The sequence below is a fragment of the Telluria sp. RB2R28 genome (assembly GCF_059685835.1).
Genome location: NZ_JCASIK010000008.1, coordinates 83,437 through 102,573, shown reverse-complemented (window position 1 = coordinate 102,573; position 19,137 = coordinate 83,437). Strand labels below are relative to the sequence as shown.

16 protein-coding genes are annotated in these 19,137 nt (G+C 64.5%); 3 read left to right on the top strand and 13 right to left on the bottom strand.

Features of this window, described 5'->3' with window-relative positions:
* Position 1 precedes the first annotated feature (1 nt).
* The 4 genes from AC56LV_RS22655 to AC56LV_RS22640 all read right to left on the bottom strand — a co-directional run bounded on the left by AC56LV_RS22655 (position 2) and on the right by AC56LV_RS22640 (position 4,236).
* Entirely contained in the window at positions 2–1,486 is a 1,485-nt protein-coding gene (locus tag AC56LV_RS22655) for an efflux transporter outer membrane subunit (RefSeq protein ID WP_499560978.1), read from the bottom strand.
* A gap of 358 nt (positions 1,487–1,844) precedes the next feature.
* The gene (locus AC56LV_RS22650; RefSeq protein WP_499560976.1) at positions 1,845–2,093 is read right to left on the bottom strand and encodes a hypothetical protein; all 249 of its coding nucleotides are present in this window, start codon (positions 2,091–2,093) and stop codon (positions 1,845–1,847) included.
* 410 nt (positions 2,094–2,503) lie between these two features.
* Positions 2,504–3,295, bottom strand: coding sequence for a TetR/AcrR family transcriptional regulator (locus tag AC56LV_RS22645; protein ID WP_499560974.1), 792 nt, complete (start codon positions 3,293–3,295; stop codon positions 2,504–2,506).
* Between the two features lie 233 nt (positions 3,296–3,528).
* On the bottom strand, positions 3,529–4,236 hold the full coding sequence (locus tag AC56LV_RS22640; protein WP_499560972.1) for an IS6 family transposase: 708 nt from the start codon (positions 4,234–4,236) through the stop codon (positions 3,529–3,531).
* A 167-nt stretch (positions 4,237–4,403) separates the two neighbouring features.
* On the opposite strand from AC56LV_RS22640, the gene AC56LV_RS22635 reads away from it, so the two are divergent.
* The 3 genes from AC56LV_RS22635 (at position 4,404) to AC56LV_RS22625 (ending at position 7,018) form a co-directional block, all read left to right on the top strand.
* Entirely contained in the window at positions 4,404–4,871 is a 468-nt protein-coding gene (locus AC56LV_RS22635) for a hemerythrin domain-containing protein (protein ID WP_499560970.1), read from the top strand.
* A gap of 105 nt (positions 4,872–4,976) precedes the next feature.
* Positions 4,977–6,377: an aromatic ring-hydroxylating dioxygenase subunit alpha gene (locus tag AC56LV_RS22630; RefSeq protein WP_499560968.1), complete on the top strand. Its 1,401-nt coding sequence runs from the start codon at positions 4,977–4,979 to the stop codon at positions 6,375–6,377.
* A 41-nt stretch (positions 6,378–6,418) separates the two neighbouring features.
* Positions 6,419–7,018, top strand: a complete 600-nt coding sequence (locus AC56LV_RS22625) for an aromatic-ring-hydroxylating dioxygenase subunit beta (RefSeq protein ID WP_499560966.1) — start codon at positions 6,419–6,421, stop codon at positions 7,016–7,018.
* Positions 7,019–7,339: 321 nt separating this feature from the next.
* On the opposite strand, the gene AC56LV_RS22620 is transcribed toward AC56LV_RS22625, so the two are convergent.
* The 9 genes from AC56LV_RS22620 to AC56LV_RS22580 all read right to left on the bottom strand — a co-directional run bounded on the left by AC56LV_RS22620 (position 7,340) and on the right by AC56LV_RS22580 (position 19,048).
* Entirely contained in the window at positions 7,340–8,578 is a 1,239-nt protein-coding gene (locus tag AC56LV_RS22620; protein ID WP_499560965.1) for a multidrug effflux MFS transporter, read from the bottom strand.
* Between the two features lie 12 nt (positions 8,579–8,590).
* On the bottom strand, positions 8,591–9,517 hold the full coding sequence (locus AC56LV_RS22615) for a quinone oxidoreductase family protein (RefSeq protein ID WP_499560963.1): 927 nt from the start codon (positions 9,515–9,517) through the stop codon (positions 8,591–8,593).
* A 9-nt stretch (positions 9,518–9,526) separates the two neighbouring features.
* Positions 9,527–10,357 carry an SDR family NAD(P)-dependent oxidoreductase gene (locus AC56LV_RS22610; RefSeq protein ID WP_499560961.1) on the bottom strand — a complete coding sequence of 277 codons (831 nt, stop codon included), beginning with the start codon at positions 10,355–10,357 and terminating at the stop codon, positions 9,527–9,529.
* Positions 10,358–10,391: 34 nt separating this feature from the next.
* Complete coding sequence (locus AC56LV_RS22605) at positions 10,392–11,228, bottom strand: enoyl-CoA hydratase/isomerase family protein (protein ID WP_499560959.1); 837 nt, start codon at positions 11,226–11,228, stop codon at positions 10,392–10,394.
* Position 11,229: 1 nt separating this feature from the next.
* The gene (locus AC56LV_RS22600) at positions 11,230–12,195 is read right to left on the bottom strand and encodes a VOC family protein (protein WP_499560957.1); all 966 of its coding nucleotides are present in this window, start codon (positions 12,193–12,195) and stop codon (positions 11,230–11,232) included.
* A gap of 23 nt (positions 12,196–12,218) precedes the next feature.
* Positions 12,219–14,696: an efflux RND transporter permease subunit gene (locus tag AC56LV_RS22595; protein ID WP_499560955.1), complete on the bottom strand. Its 2,478-nt coding sequence runs from the start codon at positions 14,694–14,696 to the stop codon at positions 12,219–12,221.
* A 32-nt stretch (positions 14,697–14,728) separates the two neighbouring features.
* Positions 14,729–15,862, bottom strand: coding sequence for a WD40/YVTN/BNR-like repeat-containing protein (locus AC56LV_RS22590; protein ID WP_499560953.1), 1,134 nt, complete (start codon positions 15,860–15,862; stop codon positions 14,729–14,731).
* Positions 15,863–15,979: 117 nt separating this feature from the next.
* Positions 15,980–17,335 (bottom strand): DUF1329 domain-containing protein, encoded by a 1,356-nt coding sequence (locus AC56LV_RS22585; RefSeq protein WP_499560951.1) that lies wholly within the window; start codon positions 17,333–17,335, stop codon positions 15,980–15,982.
* Positions 17,336–17,359: 24 nt separating this feature from the next.
* Positions 17,360–19,048: a DUF1302 domain-containing protein gene (locus tag AC56LV_RS22580; protein WP_499560949.1), complete on the bottom strand. Its 1,689-nt coding sequence runs from the start codon at positions 19,046–19,048 to the stop codon at positions 17,360–17,362.
* Positions 19,049–19,137: the final 89 nt, after the last annotated feature.

Genomic DNA, 19,137 nt, shown 5'->3' with positions numbered 1-19,137 from the left:
CTTAAGGATTGAAGAAGGCGAACGGCGCCGGGGCCTTCCCGGCGTCGATGGCGCCGCCACCGAGGGCGGCGTACAGGGTCACGTGACTCGACAACAGAGCGCGCCGTACCTGCACCAGTTGCTGCTGCGCGGAGAGTAGATCGCGCTGCGCATCGAGGACCTCGATATAGGCGGCGGCGCCGCTGTCGTAACGCAACTGCGCCAGCCGTGCGCGGCGGACCTGCACGTCGAGCGCCTGGCGCGCGATCGCGACCTGGCGGCCAAGCGAGTCACGCGCGGAGAGTGCGTCGGCCACCTCGCGGAACGCGATCTGGATCGTGCTCTCGTACTCGGCGACCGCCATGTCGCTGCGCACCACGGCAAGGTCGAGGCTGGCGCGGCGGCGGCCGCCGTCGAAGATCGGGACGGAAATCGAGGGCGCGAACGCCCAGGCGCGGCTGCGGCCATCGAACAAACCGTCGAGTTCGGCGCTTGCGCTGCCCAGGCTGCCGGTCAGGACGAGCTGCGGAAAGAATGCGGCGCGGGCCGCGGCGATATTCGCGCGGGCGGCGCCCAGGCGCTGCTCGGCCGCCGCAATGTCGGGCCGTGCGCTGAGCAGGCTTGCCGGCAGGCCGACCCGCAATGGCGCGAAGACGGCCTCATCGCGCCAGCGCGGGTCGGTTTGCGGCGCCAATGCGAGCGGCGTCCCCACCAGCTGCTCCAGCGCGTGCGCCTGGGACGCGCGGGCCTGCTCCAGCTGCGCGCCCAGGCCGCGCGCCTGTACCAGCAGGGTCTCGACCTGGGTCACTTCGAGTGCCGACGCCGAGCCCACCTTGTTGCGGCGCCGGAAGATGCGCAGCGCCTCCTCGCGGCCGGCGATCGACTCCTTCGCCAGCGCCATGCGTTCGTCCAGCTCGCGTAGCGCCAGGTAGGCATTCGCCACCTCGGCGATCAGTGCGATCCGCGCTGCCCGGCCGGCGGCGTCGGTGGCCAGGTAGTCGCGCAGCGCGGCCTCGCGCAGGCTGCGCACTCGGCCCCACAGGTCGAGCTCCCAGTTATTCACGCCGAAGGACGCCTCGTACTGGCTTGCCGTGACCGCGTTACCGGTCGGGCTCAGGTCGCCCGGCACCCGGCTGCGCGCGCCCTGCGCGCCCACGCCCACGGTCGGGAATAGCGCGGCCGATTCGAACCCGTAGCGGGCACGCGCCTCCTGCACCCGCAATAGCGCCAGACGCAGGTCGCGGTTCTGGGCAAGCGCCGTGTCGACCAGGGCCACCAGTTGAGGGTCTGAAAAATAACTACGCCAGCCCAGTTCGGTCGCGGCTGCTGGCGGTGTGGTCTGGTGCGAATCCGGTTGCGGCCAGCTCGCGGAGACCGGCACCACCGGCGAAGCCGGCTGGCGCTGCTGCGGCGCGCACGCCGTCAGCATGAAGGCGAGGGCCAGTATTCTCGGCGGTGCGGCCGCGCGCGTTCTCGTCAGGCTGTCCGCCTTGCGGATCTGAATCATGCTCGTCAATCCTCTCGTCTGCTGCGAAGTCGATCGCGCCATTTTAACGATTAATCTATCGTTAACAACACGATCGGGACTTTAGCACACTAACGATTAACCTAGTGCTAAAACTTCATCCGTGGCATAAAGTCCAGCCGCGCGCGCCCGGGTTTGCTCGCCCCGGTCGGGAATAGCGTGCTGAACATGGTGTGCGTCAGCGACTGCCGGGCTCGGTCCACATGGAACGGCCCGGTCTAGGCAATGTACGAGCTGGCCCCGGCCTCATACTCCTGGGGCGCGCCTGCGGCAGGTGAAGACGCTGCACGACACGCGGGCGATGGACAGCGGGTGCCGCGGACCGGCCCCTTGAGTTTGGTTATTTCCCGGCTCTACACCTGGTTCGGCGCGACGGCCGGCAGATCGGATCGGTGTACTCGGGATGGCGCAGCTGGTTACGGCGTTCGCGCACGGCAGCGTAGCCTTGCAGCAGGCGGTACATCGTGCGCACCGATGCTACATAGCTCCCCTCGTCGAGCAACTGCGCGTGGATGGCGGCCGGCGCCCAGTTGGCAAAGCGCGGGCTGTCGAGCACCTCCAGTACGACGCGCCGCTCATGTTCGGACAACGCGAGCGGTGGACGTCGGGCTGGCGCAGCCGGCTTCACAGGCGGTGATGAACAAAGCCGTTGCGCGCTCCGATGGCGATATAACGCGCTGCGCGGCAGCCGTAACGCGCGTCAGGCTGCGGCCACGCCAGCTTCGCCGGCGAGGTGTTCGGCAGCGCTGATCACTTCGGCTCGCTCGGCATATTGTTGGTACTCAGTCCCAGCAGGGCGGTGTCGCCGGAGCGGTTGACGGCGAATAAATCAGTGCTTCCCTAGTGTCCTGAATTGGAAATTCGTTGAATAATAAATGTGGCGATATCGTCCCGAGACAAGGAGCAAAGCACGGCAAGGCCGGGGCCTTGCGCGTATTTGCGACGTGGTATCGGGGCGATTCTCGCCGCATTTATTCAACGACTCTTCAATTCAGGATCCTAGACGGCCAGATGCGCCAGTCCGGGCAGTTGACCCAATGTGCCGACTGTCGGTGGTGCTCCGCGTAATTGCGCTGCGGCGATGACCAGCTGCCAGGCGCGTTCCACGAGTTCGCGCTGCGCCTCGAGGGTTCGTGCATACCTGACGCCGCTCATCATCACGATGAGAAGGATGATGTCTGAAAGATCGAGGTCCGCCCGGCAGTTGCCAGCCTTGACTGCTGAGGCCACCGGTTTAGAAAACGTGCCGGAAACCCGCCGCAGTGCGGTGCGTAGCCGGGGATCGTCGTAGTCCAGGGCAAGCCAGTACTCGACCAACGCTCCCTGGCTGACCATGCGCTGCGCTGCGTAGCGCAGCAGGTGCCCGAGGGCATCCGCACCGCTCCCGACCGCTGCCGCCTGCCTTTCCAGCGCAGCCAGCGAGCGATCGAGCAAGCCGACCAGCAGTTGCCGGCGATCGGTGAAATTCCGGAACAAGGTCACTCGCCCCACCCCGGCGCGATCGGCCATGACGTCCAGGGACGTATTGACGCCGGATTCGAGAAAGACCGCTTCGGCCGCCGCGAGGAGTTTTTCACGGTTGTGTACCGCGTCGGCACGCCTGCGCACCAGCCCACGATCAGCGGCCGTTTCGTGCTCGACGACCGCTGCGGTCGATGCATTGGTCCTGTCGATGGCGGGTGGCGCATCGCCGATGCTTGCGGCCTCACTCAACGGCGGACGTTGAGGCCCGTTTGGTGTTTCCATGTCGTTCATGCGAATGCAATCGCTAAAGATTTTAATATCGGACATTACCATGGCTCCCTCAGCCGCTGATGGACGCTGGCTCGCCGGCAGATGATGCCGGCGCCTGGCGGATGTCACGCGAATTCCGGCCTTTGCCACCACAGGAATTTGCAAACCGCCCCCGGAGCACGCTTGCGGCCCCACGGCCCGGGAGGGTACTGTCAACTTGCTGAACCTGGACGGCGAGTTGTAGAATTCGAAGTGAAATTGCTTCTGGTCGGGTAATACTGCCCCACGAATTAAGCGTTCTTTGCGACCTGGGTGACCTCACTCCATATAGAAAATGCCTGCGTGCGGACGTGCCGGTACTGCTCCGCTGTCAAGCGGTTGCGCTGGCAGCGGAAAGCATTGTTGATCGGGCCATGCGCCGACAAAAAGCGCTGACCTTGCCCGGCTGATTTGAAGCGGCGCATCTGTCGTTCTCGTTGCCGCGTCGGTTGATGCGAGAGTTCGGCCCGGTTGTTGAGGCCCTTGTGCTGGCGATGCTCGACACCCGGCATGATTTGCTTCTTCGCCGCAGCATAGCTCTTCAGCTTGTCGGTGATCAGCACCCGTGGTGCGTAACGCAAGCCCTTGAGGAGCTTGCGCAAAAAACGCTTTGCTGCCTGCCGGTTACGCCGACTCTGGATCAAGATATCGAGCACCTGACTGTTCTGATCGACTGCACGCCAGAGGTAATGGTGCTTGCCCTTGATTGTTAGCACCACCTCGTCAAGATGCCATTTGTCCCCGCGCTGCGGTTGACGCCGGCGAAGTTCATTGGCATAGCCCTGGCCGAACTTCAATGTCCATTGGCGGATCGTCTCGTACGTTACGCTGATGCCACGGCTTGCCATCAGCTCTTCTATGTCGCGAAAACTCAGCGCGAACCGGAAGTAGAGCCATACGACATGACTGATGATTTCTGCCGGGTAGCGGAAACCGCAGTAGAGTTGGGATTTTTTCATCCCGCTACTTTACAAAGTTTTCCCCGCACCTGTAAGTTGACAGTACCTACATGACCTGAACCGGCAAACAAACCGGCGCTTGGTCGATATTTATTTCGACAGATTTTAAAAAAGTGTATCCTGTTTAGATTCTTCATTGATCAGCGCGATGAACCCGCCCGAGCTCCATGCAGCCACCATCACCACAAGCCTTTCCCTGGACCGATCAATTCCTGCTTGGTTACGGCCCAATGGACGCAACCCACCGCGAGTTCGTCGACCTGGTTGCGGCGCTCCTCTCGGCGCCTGACGACGACCTGCCGCGCCACCTCGATGCATTCGCCGTACACGCGGAATGCCATTTCGCCGAGGAACGCGGCTGGATGGAGTCCACTGCCTTTCCGGCTACGCAATGCCACATCGACGAGCACGATGCGGTGCTGAAATCAGTATATGAAGTACGCGATCTGCTCGCCGGTGGCGGTCACGGCCACACCTGCCGCGCCCTGGCGCAGGAGCTGGTGCGCTGGTTTCCCGGCCATGCCGATTATATGGACGCGGCGCTCGCGCAGTGGATGGTCAAGAAGCGCGTGGGCGGAATCCCGGTGGTGCTGAAACGCCGCAGTGCCAGGCCGCCGGCGGCGCCGGCCGGCTGACGAAAATACATTTGCAAAATATATTCGCGTCGCCCGGCCTCATATGTTGAACAAATACCTGATATGTGTACAATTCAGGAAGAAGGCAAAACAAAGGAGACGATAATGCACAGGAACGCCGATACGACACTACGGGACGGTACGAGGATTTCCGACCTGATCAACCACGAGACCCGCGAAGTCAAGGTACGGACCCTGTCCGACCCCGAGCTGTATGAACTCGAGATGGAGCGGATTTTCGGAAAGACCTGGGTTTTTCTGGGCCACGAAACGGAAATCCCGAACAAGGGCGATTTCGTCACCCGCGACATGGGGTCGGACGCCGTCATCGTCGCCCGCGACCGCGAGGGCGACATCCACGTCTCGCTCAACGTGTGTCCGCACCGCGCCATGAAAGTGCAGACCCACGACGCCGGCAATACCAACGTCCACATGTGCATCTACCACGGCTGGGCCTTCAAGCCGAACGGCGACTTCATCGGCGCACCGGTCGAGAAGGAATGCATGCATGGCCATATGACCCCGAAAGACCAGCTGGGCCTGAAGAAAGCACGGGTCGCCCTGTACGGCGGCCTGATCTTCGCAACCTGGAACATCGATGGCCCGAGCCTCGACGAGTTTCTGGGCGATGCCAAGTACTACTTCGACACCCTGTTCCTGCGTACCGAGGGCGGCCTCGAAGTCCTCGGCCCGCCGCAGCGCTTCCGCATCAACGCCAACTGGAAAACCGCGTGCGAGCAGTCTGCCGCCGACGGCTTCCATACCTTGACCCTGCACCGCTGGCTGGCTGAAGTCGGCCCCTACGCGAAAAAACCGGATGCGGAAGGCAAAGGCGCTGACCTGTCGCCGGAAATGTATGGCTGCGAAGTATGGACGGACCAGGGCCATGCGCTGCGCTGCATCGACCTCGATCGCAAGATCGTGCGCCTGACCGGCAAGAACCCGTCCGAACTGACGGTCGTCGAGAAGCTGACGGCCTTGCCTCCGCCGGGCGTCACCGCCGCGATGGTGCCGGAATTGCTGGAGCGTTTCGACGATGGCCAGCTCAAGCTGATGTCTTGGCGCCCACCCCAGGTCGGTGGTTTCTTCCCGAATGGCCTGTTCGAGTTCATCTACCTGCCGCAGCCCGACGGCACCGTTGTCGGCGCTTGCGCCCTGCACGCCTACATCCCGAAGGGCCCTGGCCAGCTCGAGTTCATGAACTGGATCTTCGCCGAGAAGGACACCCCGCCCGAACTGAAGGCGCGCATGCTGCGCCAGTCGATCCAGATGCTGGGCACCTCCGGCATGGTCGAGATGGAAGACTCCGACACCTGGCCGCACCAGACCGAGGTGGCGAAAGGCGCGATGGCGAAGACCATCACGCTGAAGTACCAGGCCAAGTTCGAGCAGGGTGCGCCTGAAGGCTGGTCAGGCCCGGGCCACGTAGGCGACGGTTTTACCAAGGACGACACCCAGTGGGCATGGTGGAAAGCCTGGCACGAGCTGATGACTTCAGACAAATGAACCCGTCGCTCGAACCTCTACAAGACCACCAGGAGACCTAGATGGAAACGAATACGCTGGAAACGAATCCGCTGGAAAAAAATCCGCTCGAACCGACACCCCTGCCGCCGTCGCTGCGCGCCAACCGGGTTGCGATCGGCAGCCAGCTGTACAACGACGTCGTCGAATTCCTGTACGACGAAGCCGAAATGTTCGACACGCTGCGCTTGCGCGACTGGATCGCAATGGTCGCCAAAGACATCGAATACACGGTGCCGCTGCGCCATACCCGCGCCACACGCGACCAGGACAAGTCGGTGATCCGCACGGTCCAGCACATGTACGACGACTACCGCTCGATCATGCTGCGCGTGATGCGCGTGATGGATACCCGCAGCGCTTGGGGCGAGGACCCGCCGTCGCGCACCAAGCACATGGTGTCGAACATTCGGGTCTACCGTACCGACAAGGAGAACGAGTTCAAGGTCCAGAGCTACCTGCTGCTGACCCGCAACCGCTTCGACAACGATCGCTTCGACCTTGTCCCGTGCGAGCGTCATGACGTGCTGCGCAAGACAGATGATGGCTACCTGCTGGCGCGCCGCGAGGTCATCATCGACCAGGCCGTATTGGGCACGCCGAACCTGGGCATCTTCCTATAAGCCACTGCCGCCCGGCGCAAGCCGCCCCGCGCCCGCAAAAGGGGCGCCGGGCGGTTTTTTCATGCTCCTGCCGCCCCACAAGTGCGCGCCAGGCGGCTCACCAGTACAGTAGGGTGGGCACTTGTGCCCACGCGGTCGTACGGCCGCGTGACGCACGGCGTCCGGAGCACGTATCGGTGCGCATACCGCGTCCGACGTTCGACCGTTTCCAGTTTCCGAAAACGTTGCGGTAGCCATGGGAATGACGGCGTGGGCACAAGTGCCCACCCTTCGGGGAAACGCAAATTTCCCGGCGCCGTTCAATGGCGCCGGGCGGTTTTCTCACGCTCCTGCCGGTCCACCCGAGGGCGCCAGACTCGCCAGGCGGTTCGCCAGCAACGTCGCCAGCCCGGCACATAGCGACAGCCCCGCCGCGGCAATCGCCAGCGACAGCAGCGAACCCCAGGCCAGCGGCGCCAGCACCGCAGCGATAAGGGCGTTGAAACCCGTCTGTACGAAGATCTGCACCGACGAGCCCATGCCGCGCCTCGCCGGCACGCAATCGAGGGCGCGCATCGTCAGCGTGGGAACCGCCAGCGACATGCCGAGGTTGAAGACGAACACATATGCCACGTACCACGCCCCTCCGTCGGGCGCGGCCATGCACACTGCCAGGTTATAGAGGTTGGCGGCCGCCATCAGGGCAAAACCTCGCGCCAGCGTCCTGTTGCCGGACCAGCGCACCGCGTAGCGGCTGGCCAGTGCGGAGCCGCCGATGAGTCCGGCCGTGGCGGGGCCGAACAGCCAGATGAAGTCGGATTCGCCCAGGCCGAGATGGCGCATCAGGAATACGGGTGCCGATAGCACGTAGACGAAGAACGCGCCGAACATGAGGGCATATGCACAGGCCCACACCATGAAGACGCGATGGCGCAGCAGTTCGCCGTAACCCGCGGCCAGTCCCCGGGCATTGAATGGCTGGCGGGCACTGGCCGGCAGCGTCTCGGGCAAGCGCAGCGCCACCGCCGCGAACAAAGCGGCCGCCAGCAAGCCCAGGAACAGGAACACGGAGCGCCATCCGAAGGCCACCTGCAGCGCAGCGCCGATCAGCGGCGCCACGGCAGGCGCCAGGCCGTACAGCATCACGACCTGTGACATCATGCGCCGCGCCAGCGGACCGTCGTGCAGGTCGCGCACTACCGCGCGTCCGATCACGATGCCGGCGCCTGCCGAGCAGCCCTGCAGCGCCCGAAGCACCCACAGGTGCTCGACGCGGGTGGCAAGGGCGCAGCCGAGCGAGGACAGCGCGTACAGCGCCAGCCCCGCCAGTACCACTTTGCGCCGCCCCAGCGAATCGGAAATCGCCCCATGCCACAGCGACATGAACGCGAACGCGGCGAAGTAGACGGAAATGGTCTGCTGCAGCGCCACCTGGTCGGTATGGAGGACGACCGACATCTCGTGGAAGGATGGGAGGTAGGCGTTGATCGAGAACGGCCCGAGCATCGCCAGGCGGGCAAGGATCAGCGTGATGCTGCGTAGGTCAGTCCGCGCCGTCGGCACAGGCCCATTCTCAGCCATGGGGGCCGACGTTCAGCCGCGCACCCGTGCGGTGATCTTGGCGTGAGGTCCGTCGATCTGCGCCGCCCATGCTGAGGCCGCGTCTTTGAACGCAAAATCGGCGTAATCGATCTGGATGTCCTGCTCGCGCGCGACGCGCAGCAGGCGCTCCCAGATCGCGCGGCGGTCGGCTGGCGGGCGTTGGCCGGTACCGATGCACGACAGGGTGCGAAACAGCAGGTCGGCAATATCGAGGTTGAGCTGGCGTCCGGCGCCGGTGCCGATAGTCATGATGCGCGCGCCCCAGCGCGTGGCCTTGAGGGCATTGAGCATCGGCTGGCCGCAGACGAGGTCGAGCACCACGTCGAAACCGGCGCCTCCGGCCGCTTTCAGGGCCGCCACATCGTCGCTGCCGCCCAGGACCACGATATCGTCGGCGATGCCGCGTTCCCTGAGCCGCTCGAGGGCGGGGGCTGAACGTGCGGCGGCCACCACGCGGCCAGCACCGAGGTAGCTCGCCAGCTGCAGCGCGATCTGTCCCAGGGTCCCGGTGGCGCCGAGCACCAGCACCTGCTCGCCGGGCTGGATGTTCGCCGCTTCAAGCGGCACCAGCGCGCCGGTGGCGGCAATCCCCATCGCGATCGCGGTGCGGTCGTCGACATCGTCAGGCACGTCCCACAGCTCTTCGACCGGCACCACGGTGCGCTCGGCCCATGCGCCGTAGGGCTGCAACGAGCGCTCGCCGAAGTAGACGCGGCGACCGTCCTCGAGCCGCCCTACCCCTTCACCCCGTATCACGCATGGGAACTGCACGCCAAGACGGTAGGCGCCCAGCACGTCCCATCCGCCGAGGCCGGCGGTGTCGACATGGACCAGCAAGGCTCCCGGCTGCGCCGTCGGCGCGGGAAAATCCTGGATCGCCGGGGCGGCGCCCTTTTCCGTGATGATGGCTGCTTTCATTGGGGCTCCTTACATTCCATGGGCGCCAGTTTGCGCAAAAAAAGCCTTCATCGCCACCAGCGAGGGCGTGTGGCTGCCGAAGCCGCCGTCGGCGACGAGCGTCGTCCCCGTCACGAACGACGATTCGTCCGAGGCCAGGAAGGCGACTACATCGGCGATCTGGCGCGGGGTGCCGACGTCGGGCGTCAGGTGGTTATCGCGCAGGATGCCGATCAGCGGTGCCGGCATGCTCTCATGCGCGTTCTCAGCTGGCGCCAGCCCAATCTGCAGCGCGTTCGAACGGATGCCCTGCTTTCCGTATTGGGCAGCCACCGAGCGGCTCAGCATGATCAGCGCCGCCTTCGAGGCAGCGTAGGCCGATAGCGACAGGTCGCCCTGGGCGCCCAGGCCCGAGGTGGCGAAGATCACCGATCCTTTCTGATTCCTGAGCATTTCGCGCACCGCGTACTTGGTGCACAGCATGGCGCCGCGCAGGTTGACCGCCATCGCCAGGTCCCAGGCCTCGACATCCATATTGATCACGTCGCGGTCGCGTCGGCGCTGCTCGACGCTCAATATCGCCGCATTGTTGTGGAGGACATCGACGCGCCCGTAGCGCGCCACCACCGCCTCGACCATGGCCTTGACTGCCGCTTCGGACGACACGTCGGTCTGCACCGCCAGCGCCTGGCCGCCATCGATCTCGATCGAGCTGGCCACACGCTGCGCTGCGTTGCCGTCGATGTCGACAATCGCCACATAGGCGCCGTGCATGGACATCACCCGGGCCGCCTCGGCGCCGAGGCCCCCGCCGGCTCCGGTGATGATCGCTACCCGCCCTTCCAGCTTTCGTTCACTCATGGTTTGTCTCCTGTGTTTTTCTTGTACTTACGGCTCAGTGGCCAGAAAAGTTCGGCGCGCGCTTTTCGCGGAAGGCGCTGGCCGCTTCCTGCGCGTCGTCGCTGGGTTTCAGCATCGCGAACAGGTCGAGCTCGAGGTCGAGTCCCTGCTTCAGCGCAAGGTCGAAGGCGCTGCGTGCGGCGCGCTTGGCCGAGAGCGTGGCCGCAGGCGCCCGCGCCGCAATGCGCAGGGCAAAGACCCGCACTTCGTCGACAAGGGCTTCGGACACGCTGGCGGTACGCGTGGTCAGGCCCATTCCCCTGGCGGCGGCAGCGTCGAGGCGCTCGCCAGTCAGCAGCAGGTCCATCGCGCGGCCCGGGCCAACAATGCGCGGCAGGCGCTGGGTGCCGCCGCCGCCGGGAATCAATCCAAGCGCCGTCTCCGGCAGGCTGAAGACCGCGTCCGGCGTGGCGAAGCGGATGTCGCAGGCCAGCGCCAGTTCGAGGCCGCCACCAAGGCAATAGCCGTGGATGGCGGCGATCACCGGCTTCTGGATCGTGTCGATCGCCTCAATCCAGCGCACCCCTTCCATACGGCGCCGTACCTCGATCGCGGTTTCAAGACCGCGCGCTTCCTTGATGTCGGCACCGGCGCAGAAACCGCGCGACCCTTCGCCACGGATCGCAATGACGCGGATATCCGGGTCGGCATCGAGTGCACGCAAAGCCTGCGGCACGCCCTGTCGAATCTCGTCGTTGATGGCATTGATCTGGGCTGGGCGGGTCAGCACGACCCACCCGAGCGCGCCTTCGCGCTCGACGCTGACCGATCCGTTGACCGCTTCGCGTTGCAACGCGCATGCACCTCCTGCGCTGGCCAAGTGGCTACCCATGTCAAGCCTCCTCGAATTCGAATACCTGGCCGCGCAAGCCACGCGGGTCGATCCTGATCAGCGCACGTCCACCGACCGCTTCCGATTCCGGGACCCAGGTAAAAGCGGTGCCGCGCGCCTTCAGGTCCTCGGCCTTCGCTTTCAGATCGTTGACAGCGATGCGGATGTAATACAGGCCCGGTCCCCAGTTGTTCAGGTAATGGGCGGCGTCGGTATTCCAGGCCTTGGGCTGGATCACGTGCAGCGCCGCGCTGTTGGCGACGGTGAACGGCATCACCGCGCGGCGGTATCCCTCGTGGCGCAGGTCCTGCACGGCAGCTCGAGGCTCCCAGTCCAGGTTGTTGGCGCAGCAGCGCAGCGTGTGGTCCAGGTCGCGCACCAGGAAGCCGCGCGCGGTCACGCGGATCATATCGCCCGGCTTCGGGTCGCGTGGCTGGGCCGGCGGCGTGGCGAACGTCTCCGCTGGCATCTGCAGCGGCTCCATCGGCATCACCTCGATACAGAGGCCGCCGTCGACCTCGGGGCTGTAGCGCGGGCGCTCGGGCGTGGCGCCCAGCCACAGGCGGTCGAAGGGCATTTCCGGTGTGCGTTGCGCCATGCGGAAGGCGAGATTGCGGCGCATCAGCTTGTCGACGAAGACGTCGAACTTGGGGCCGTGCAGCGACAGCACCAGCGAGTGGGTGAGCATCGGGCGGTGCCGGCCCTGGTAGTCCTTCAGGCTTTCGAGGAACTCGTGGAACATCGGGTCGCCCGGATTTTCGTAGTCCAGGTGCCACTGCGGCTCGACCCGGGTTGGCGCCACCGCCAGCGACTTATGCACGCGCAGGAAGTGCGCAATATATGGGTGGTTGTCGAAGGCCTGGCGCCAGTTCGCATGGCCATGGATGCCCAGCTTGTCGATCAACAGGGCCGCCATCCCGTCGGGATCGGGCAGCATCATGTCTGCGGACATCAGCAAATCAAACATTATTGTTCTCCAATTTCGTTCAGTTAGCGGCCGACCGCGGCGCGGGCCGGGGCGGCGGTTTCAATCGCGGCGTCCGCCGCCGCAGTGGGAGCGCGCGGCTTCGGGTTGAGCAGGAAATAGGACAGCGCCGGCGTCAGGACCAGGGCGCCGAGCATGTTCCACAGGAACATGCAGGTCAGCAGGATCCCCATATCGGCCTGAAACTTGATCGGCGACCAGGCCCAGGTGACGACGCCGGCCGCCATCGTCATTCCGACCAGCGCCACCACCTTGCCGGTGAAGTCGAGCGAGCGGCGGTATGCGGCGCGCAGGCTGTCGCCGCGGCGCTGGCAGGCCAGCTGCACGCTGAGCAGGTAGAGCGCGTAATCGACCCCGACCCCGACCCCGACCGCGATTACCGGCAGCGTGGCGACCTTCAGGCCGATGCCGAGCCAGACCATCAGCGCCTTGCACAGCAGTGTGGTGATTACCAGCGGGATCAGTGCCACGATGGTCGCGCGCAGGCTACGGAAGGTGATCAGGCACAGCAGCGCGGTCGAGCCGTACACGGCCAGGTACATCGTGACAATGCTCTTCTGGACTTCGATATTGGTGGCGGCCTCGATCCCGGCGTTGCCCGCCGCAAGCAGGAACTGCACCGGTTCCGCGGCGCCAGGGCCGGTGTTGTTGGCCGCGGCGTAGGTTTCGGCAGTCTTGAGGATGCGCGCCACGGTGTCGGCCTTGTGGTCGGACAGGTAGGCCACCAGCGGCGACACCGAACAACTCTGGTTGGTGATGTCCGGCGTCGCGATTACGGCGGCCGACATCGAGCCGTCGGTGATCGACTGGTTGCGGCTGATGGTCATCCACTTGCCGCTGCCTTCGGACATGGCGGCCGTGACGAAGCGCACGTTCTCGGCGAGCGAGGTGGTGGCCTGCACTGCCGGATCGGCGCGCAGCAGCTGCGCCAGGCCGTCCATCTTGTTGAGCGACGAGTACAGGCGGCAGCCTTCGTCGCCGGTCTTCATGATGATCACGAACTGGTCGCTCGACAGCCCGTAGTTGCGCGTGATGTAGGCGTTGTCGCGGTTGTAACGTGAGTCCGCGCGCAGCTCGGGCGCGCCGGCATCGAGGTCGCCGATGCGCAGGTCCTGCATCATCACCACCGAGACGATCGTCACGACGACCGAAGCGAGCACGACGCAAATCGCCCAGCGCCGTTCGGTCAGCGCATCGAGCCCGGCCCAGACGCGTCCCAGCAGCGAGTTGCCCTGCGCCGTCTTCTGTTCGTCGGCGATGGCGCGACGCACCGCGGACTCGCTGATGCCAACATACGAGAGCGCCACGGGAATGAGGAACAGCTTGGTGAAGATCAGCACCGACACGCCGACGCTGGTGGTGATTGCCAGGTCGCGAATCACCGGGATGTCGATGATGACCAGCACCGCGAATCCGACGATATTCGCAAGTAGCGCCGTGATGCCCGCCACGAACAGGCGGCGGAAGGTGTAGCGCGCCGCCACGTACTTGTGGGTGCCGCGCCCGATATCCTGGATGATGCCGTTCATCTTCTGGGCGCCGTGCGACAGACCGATGGCAAAGATCAGGAAGGGCACCAGGATCGAATAAGGATCGAGCTCATAGCCCAGCAGCTGCATCAGGCCGAGCAGCCAGACCACACCGATCACCGCGGCCGAGACCAGCATCACCGTACTGCGCACGCAGCGGGTGTAAAGGTAGACGAACACCATCGAAATGGCGACCGACACTGCGAAGAACAGCATCACCGAGCGCAGGCCCTCGATCAGGTCTCCCACGATCTTGGCGAAGCCCACGATATGGATGCCGACCTTGTCGCTTTCGTAGGTGCGGATCTTCGCTTCCAGGCGCTCGGAGAAGGCACTGTAGTCGAGCTTCTCGCCGGTCTTGGGATCGGTATCGAGCAGCGGCGCCACGATCATGCTCGACTTTGCGTCGAGCGCCACCAGGCTGCCGACGATCCCGGCCTTGCCGATATTATCGCGCAGCTTGGCGATTTCGGCCGGGCTGCCGTCGAACTGCGCGGGCATCACGGGACCGCCGGTGATGCCGTCTTCGGTCACCTCGCGCCAACGCACGATCGGCAGCCAGATCGACTTCATCCATGAACGGTCGACGCCCGGAATCAGGTACAGCTCATCGTTAATCTTGCGCATGACCTCCAGGTAGGCGGGGTCGTAGATGTCGCCGGTCTTGTTTTCGACTACCACGCGCACTGTATTGCCCAGGCCCGGAAGCTGGTTCTTGTACGCCAGGTAGTTTTGCACGTACGGGCTGTTATGCGGGATCATCCGCTCGAAATTGGCGTTGACTTTGATACGGGTTGCCGCCACCCCGAGCAGGATGGTCGCGAGCAGGCAGGCGAGCAGCACCAGCACGCGATTATTGAAGATGACGCGCTCGAGCAGGTTGCCCGAGCGCCGGTCGAAGTCTTTTGGATCCCGTATCACGGGCATCCGGGGGTGTTCGCTATGGCCTGCCATTTGATTCTTCCCGGTTATTCACTGATACGCCGTCATTTCGACGAAATGGGCTGCAGGGTGACGCCACCGACGCCTGCCACGAGAAGCTGGCCAGGGGCGGACAGCGCGGCGTCGAACACCTCGCCGCGCGCACGCGTCGCCGTGCGGATCATCCCGCCGTCAACACCTGGCTGGACTACCTGGCCCGCCTGTGTCACGAAGGCGAACTGACCTGGCCCGGCCGGGATGGCGGCCACCACGGTCGCGGCGCCGCCAAGCGCCAGCGGCTTCCAGGTGGCCGCATTGTCTTCGCTAAGGAAGGCGTTGCCGCGCAGGCCGTAGGCGACCAGCGCGCTCCCGTTGGCCTTCAGCCCAAAGAAGGTGCCCGCATACGGGCTTTTGAGTGCGACAAAATTTCCGGCGGCGCGGTCGTAACGGGCAAGCAGGCCCTGTTCGCCCGCCAGGTAGACGGCGCCATCGGCGCCCTGTTCCAGGGCATACAGGTGCATGCGGCGGTCATTGGCTGCTTTTTCCAGTATCGGCTCCCAGGTCTTGCCGGAATCCAGGGTGCGCAGCAGGAGGCCGAAGGCGCCGGCCAGGAAGCCTTCGCCATCAGGGCCGATGCGGATATCCAGGAAAGGATACGGCAGCACGCCCGGCGTGGCCGACTGGAGCATGGCACGTTCGAGTTCTGCCAGCACTTCGGTGGCCCCGGCATCGCCACTTGCGGCCAGCGGCTGGTAGTGCTTCTTCATCAGCACGGCCAGGCTGCGCCCGTCGAGCACGCGGGCCCAGGTCCGGCCGTTGTCGCCGCTCCGCAGTACCACGCCATCATGGCCGAGCGCCCAGGCCAGGCCCGGTGCAGTAAAACGTACCGTGGTCAGGTCGGCGCTCACCGGAACGCTTGCCTGCTTCCAACTGTTGCCGGCGTCAGGCGATACCAGGATGGTGCCGCGCACGCCCACGGCAAGCGCGGTCGACCCTTGCACGGCGATGCCTGACAAGGGGCGCTTGAGCGCGAGCGTGGAAGGCGCTGCGGGAAGGTCGAGGACGTCGGCGACGGGTGCAGTTGGGGTCGAAGCGACAGCGACGAGCGCCGTGGCGCCTGCAAGAGCGGCAAGGGAGGCAGCGAACAGGGCCGCCCCCAGGCGACGGCGCGCCGCGGGAAAGTAGTCAGGATTTTTCAATGGAGACTCCATCGTGGTGCGGTCGATACGATGTGGCGGCGCGGCGGGCCGCGCAGTCATTCAACACGTTATGCTGGACCGCAGGCTGCCTTGGGGACAGCCTGCCTGGTCAGGCGCTTAGCGTGCCGTCTCTTTCGCCACAATGGTCTCGGGGTTCAGGTCGCGGTTCGAGCGCGGCTTGGTTACCACGCCATAGCCGCCGACCAGGCCGTCGTTCACCAGCGCGTACATGCCCTTGTTGAAGTCGAAGATCACGTTCTTGACGGTGTAAGGCGCATTCACGTCGTACAGCTGGACCATCGAGTTGAAGATCGAGCGGTACAGCTGGCCGCTGCGGTCATAGGCGTCGTACAGCATCGCGCCGTAGGTGTCCTCGTCGATGTAGTAGGTACGCTTGGCGTAGGCATGGCGGAAGCCCTGCTTGAGCGTCGCCTCGACCACCCACATGCGGTGCAGCTCCCAGCGCCAGCAGGCCGGGTTCGGGTATTTTTCCTTGAACTGTTCCTCGACGCCGCAGCCGAAGTACAGCTTGTAGGCGTTGTACGGGACGTACATTTCCTTCTTGCCGACCAGCTTGAAGTCGAACCGGTCCATCTGGCCCGAGAACACGAACAACTCGTCGAACAGGGTCACGCCACCCATGCTGGCCACCGGCGTGTCGTAGGAAAACTCGGGCGCCAGCTTAATGCGGCGCTGGCCTGGTGCATAGCTCCACGCGCGGCGCGGCTTCTGGGTCGGATCAAGGAAATCCATCAGGCCGGTCACTTCGCCTGCCTTGCGGATCGGCGCGCTGGTCACCGAATAGGTACGCCAGTACATCTGGTCATCACGCCCGTCGAGGTTGGCGTGGTAATACGGCGTTTCCTCGAAGGTCTGCTGCTGCGAGGTCATCACTGCCTTGCCGCTCGAATCGACCACCCACGAACGCGACGAGCGCGTGATGGTATCGGCCTTGTAGCGCAGCTGCTGGTTCCACATCATTTCATTGCCGGACTTCGCGATCGGGAATGGAATGCCGCCGCGGCAGGCCTGGTCGACGCCGAGGCCACCCTTGGTGGTCTTACAGGTGGTGGCGTTGCGCACGGTCTTGGCCAGGACCTCTTCCGGCATCGCCCCCGTGCGATGGCTCGGGTAGACGTCCATGTAGAAGCCGGGATTCTTCTTGAAGAGCTCTTTCTGGCCATCCGACAGTTTGTCGACATGCTGCTCCCAGTTCTTGGCGTCGATGCGCAGGATGGGCGCCTCGTCCTTGAACGGGTCGGCCCAGACGCCGCTGCCGGCCTTGAAACCAGTAGGCGCCTTGGTCAGCCCGCCGGTGTGGGCCGGAATCGTGCCTTCCTTGTTGCCGGCCTTGGTCGCGCCGACCTGGGTCAGCGTGGCGCCAAGCTGCTTGGCCTCGTCGGGGGTGACCTGGGCTTGTGCGCCGGCAGCAAGGCCTGCCAGCAGTGCCACGAGAATTCGATTGGTATTCATGTCTTGTCTCCTGTTTGCGGCGCTTTAGAATGCCGTCTTGAAGGTAAAGGACAGCCAGCCGCGGTCGATGACGCCGACCGACGAATTGCTGTGAGCCGCGCCCCCGGTGATCCTTCCGTTCAGCTCCCTGACAGGGAGCGTGCGGTCGGCATACAGGAGCGAGAATTCGTACTTCGATGCATAGGTTGCGGTAGCGCCGATCGACCAGCGCAGCTCGCCCTCGGTGCCACCACCCGACGATGGGGCATTGCCCGAGAGTCCGTAGGTGGCGCTCACCGGCAGCGCCAGGTCCCATGACGGTAGCGGGTTGAGGTACTGCGGCGTGAAGCGTAATGCCATCAGCCACGAGTCCTTCGTCGAGCAGCCGTCGTCCTTGGTGCCGGAGAGCGCCACGCCGGTACGCGAGTCGACGCAGCTTGCCGCGCCGACCGAGCGGTAGGAGCCGGGGTTGGTGGTGACTTCGTCGAGGCGGTTGTAGGCCACTTCCGTCACTAGGGTGCCGGTGGACCAAAGCGGCGTTGCCGGCAGCATGTAGATGCCGTTCACCACCGCATGCCAGGTGTCGCCGCGCGCGCCGGTTGGCGTCACCACCGAGGACGGCGTATTTAGAGCACCGTTCTTCCGGTAGGACAGCTCGGCGCCAACCGACACGGACTTGATCACGCGGCTGAAGCTCAGGCTGTACTGGTCGATCTTCTCCGGATACAGGAAGCGTGCGTTGCTTGGAAGTGGTCCGCGGAAGTCCAGCAGCTGCACGCCCAACTCCGGCGAGTAATCGTCGAAGCGGCGGTAGTAGGCCCCAAAATTCGATTCGATGGACTCGGCGTTCAGGCGCGCGCCAACGCCCCAGTTGCCGTGGTCGCCAGGTTTACGCGCTTCGATCAGCTGCGCAGCCACGCCCGGGATGGGGAACACCAGGTTATCGGAAGACGGCGCGGTGTCGGCGCCCATCAGGTAGGTGCCCGCGTGCGGAATACGGGTAGGCTTCCATTCATAGTAATACTGGCCGACCAGGGTCAATGCGTCGGTGACCTGGGCGCTGAGGTGAATCTGGCCAATCGGCAGGAACACCTCCTTGGTTTCTACACCCGGATTGATCGCCGCCTTGACGCCGTCAACCGGCGACTGCGCGTAGGAGATCGCATGGGCGCCGAGCAGCAGGCCTTCGCCCCAGACGTTGGTTTGGCGCCCGACCTTGATGTTCAGCGGCACCGGGCCGAGGTCGACGTTGCCCCAAACGAAGGCGTCAAGGATCTCGCCGGACGGGCCGTTGACGTAGCGCTTCACCTCATTGTTGTACTCGGCGTTGCGGTAGGCGGTCAGGAAGCCGGCCGGCGAGCGGACCGAGCGATCATCATAGGCTTCGTCGTACCAGCCGGCTGCCGAGACGCGGGCGCTGATCTTGTTGCGCCAGCTGACGTCGAATTCGGTGAGCAGGTCGAGACGGTTGGTCACCATGTCGTGCTTGTCGAATTTCGAGTCGCCTTCGTCATAGATGTAGTTACGCAGCAGGCGCTGGTCCTGCCCTTCCATCCGGAAACCGCCCGTGTAGCGGACGGTGGTATCGAACCGCATCTTGATATCAGGGTTGGCGACTGCGATTTCGCCAGCCAACGCCGGGAAGGCGCAGGCGAGGGCAACTGCTGCCGCCGCTGCTGCGATAGCGCGCGGCGCGAGGCCGGCGGGCGATGTGACGGCGCTTCGTTGGTTCATGAAACTGTCTCCTGTTGTATCGGTTGTGACCGCTTTTAGAAATCGTTCAGCACTGCCTGCCTGTCCTTCCAGTGAACCGTGCTGCTCGA

Coding starts and splice junctions, on each gene's coding strand:
- AC56LV_RS22655 (WP_499560978.1), bottom strand. CDS start 1,486: ATGATTCAGATCCGCAAGGCGGACAGCCTGACGAGAACGCGCGCGGCC.
- AC56LV_RS22645 (WP_499560974.1), bottom strand. CDS start 3,295: ATGTCCGATATTAAAATCTTTAGCGATTGCATTCGCATGAACGACATG.
- AC56LV_RS22640 (WP_499560972.1), bottom strand. CDS start 4,236: ATGAAAAAATCCCAACTCTACTGCGGTTTCCGCTACCCGGCAGAAATC.
- AC56LV_RS22635 (WP_499560970.1), top strand. CDS start 4,404: ATGCAGCCACCATCACCACAAGCCTTTCCCTGGACCGATCAATTCCTG.
- AC56LV_RS22630 (WP_499560968.1), top strand. CDS start 4,977: ATGCACAGGAACGCCGATACGACACTACGGGACGGTACGAGGATTTCC.
- AC56LV_RS22625 (WP_499560966.1), top strand. CDS start 6,419: ATGGAAACGAATACGCTGGAAACGAATCCGCTGGAAAAAAATCCGCTC.
- AC56LV_RS22620 (WP_499560965.1), bottom strand. CDS start 8,578: ATGGCTGAGAATGGGCCTGTGCCGACGGCGCGGACTGACCTACGCAGC.
- AC56LV_RS22615 (WP_499560963.1), bottom strand. CDS start 9,517: ATGAAAGCAGCCATCATCACGGAAAAGGGCGCCGCCCCGGCGATCCAG.
- AC56LV_RS22610 (WP_499560961.1), bottom strand. CDS start 10,357: ATGAGTGAACGAAAGCTGGAAGGGCGGGTAGCGATCATCACCGGAGCC.
- AC56LV_RS22605 (WP_499560959.1), bottom strand. CDS start 11,228: ATGGGTAGCCACTTGGCCAGCGCAGGAGGTGCATGCGCGTTGCAACGC.
- AC56LV_RS22600 (WP_499560957.1), bottom strand. CDS start 12,195: ATGTTTGATTTGCTGATGTCCGCAGACATGATGCTGCCCGATCCCGAC.
- AC56LV_RS22595 (WP_499560955.1), bottom strand. CDS start 14,696: ATGGCAGGCCATAGCGAACACCCCCGGATGCCCGTGATACGGGATCCA.
- AC56LV_RS22585 (WP_499560951.1), bottom strand. CDS start 17,335: ATGAATACCAATCGAATTCTCGTGGCACTGCTGGCAGGCCTTGCTGCC.
- AC56LV_RS22580 (WP_499560949.1), bottom strand. CDS start 19,048: ATGAACCAACGAAGCGCCGTCACATCGCCCGCCGGCCTCGCGCCGCGC.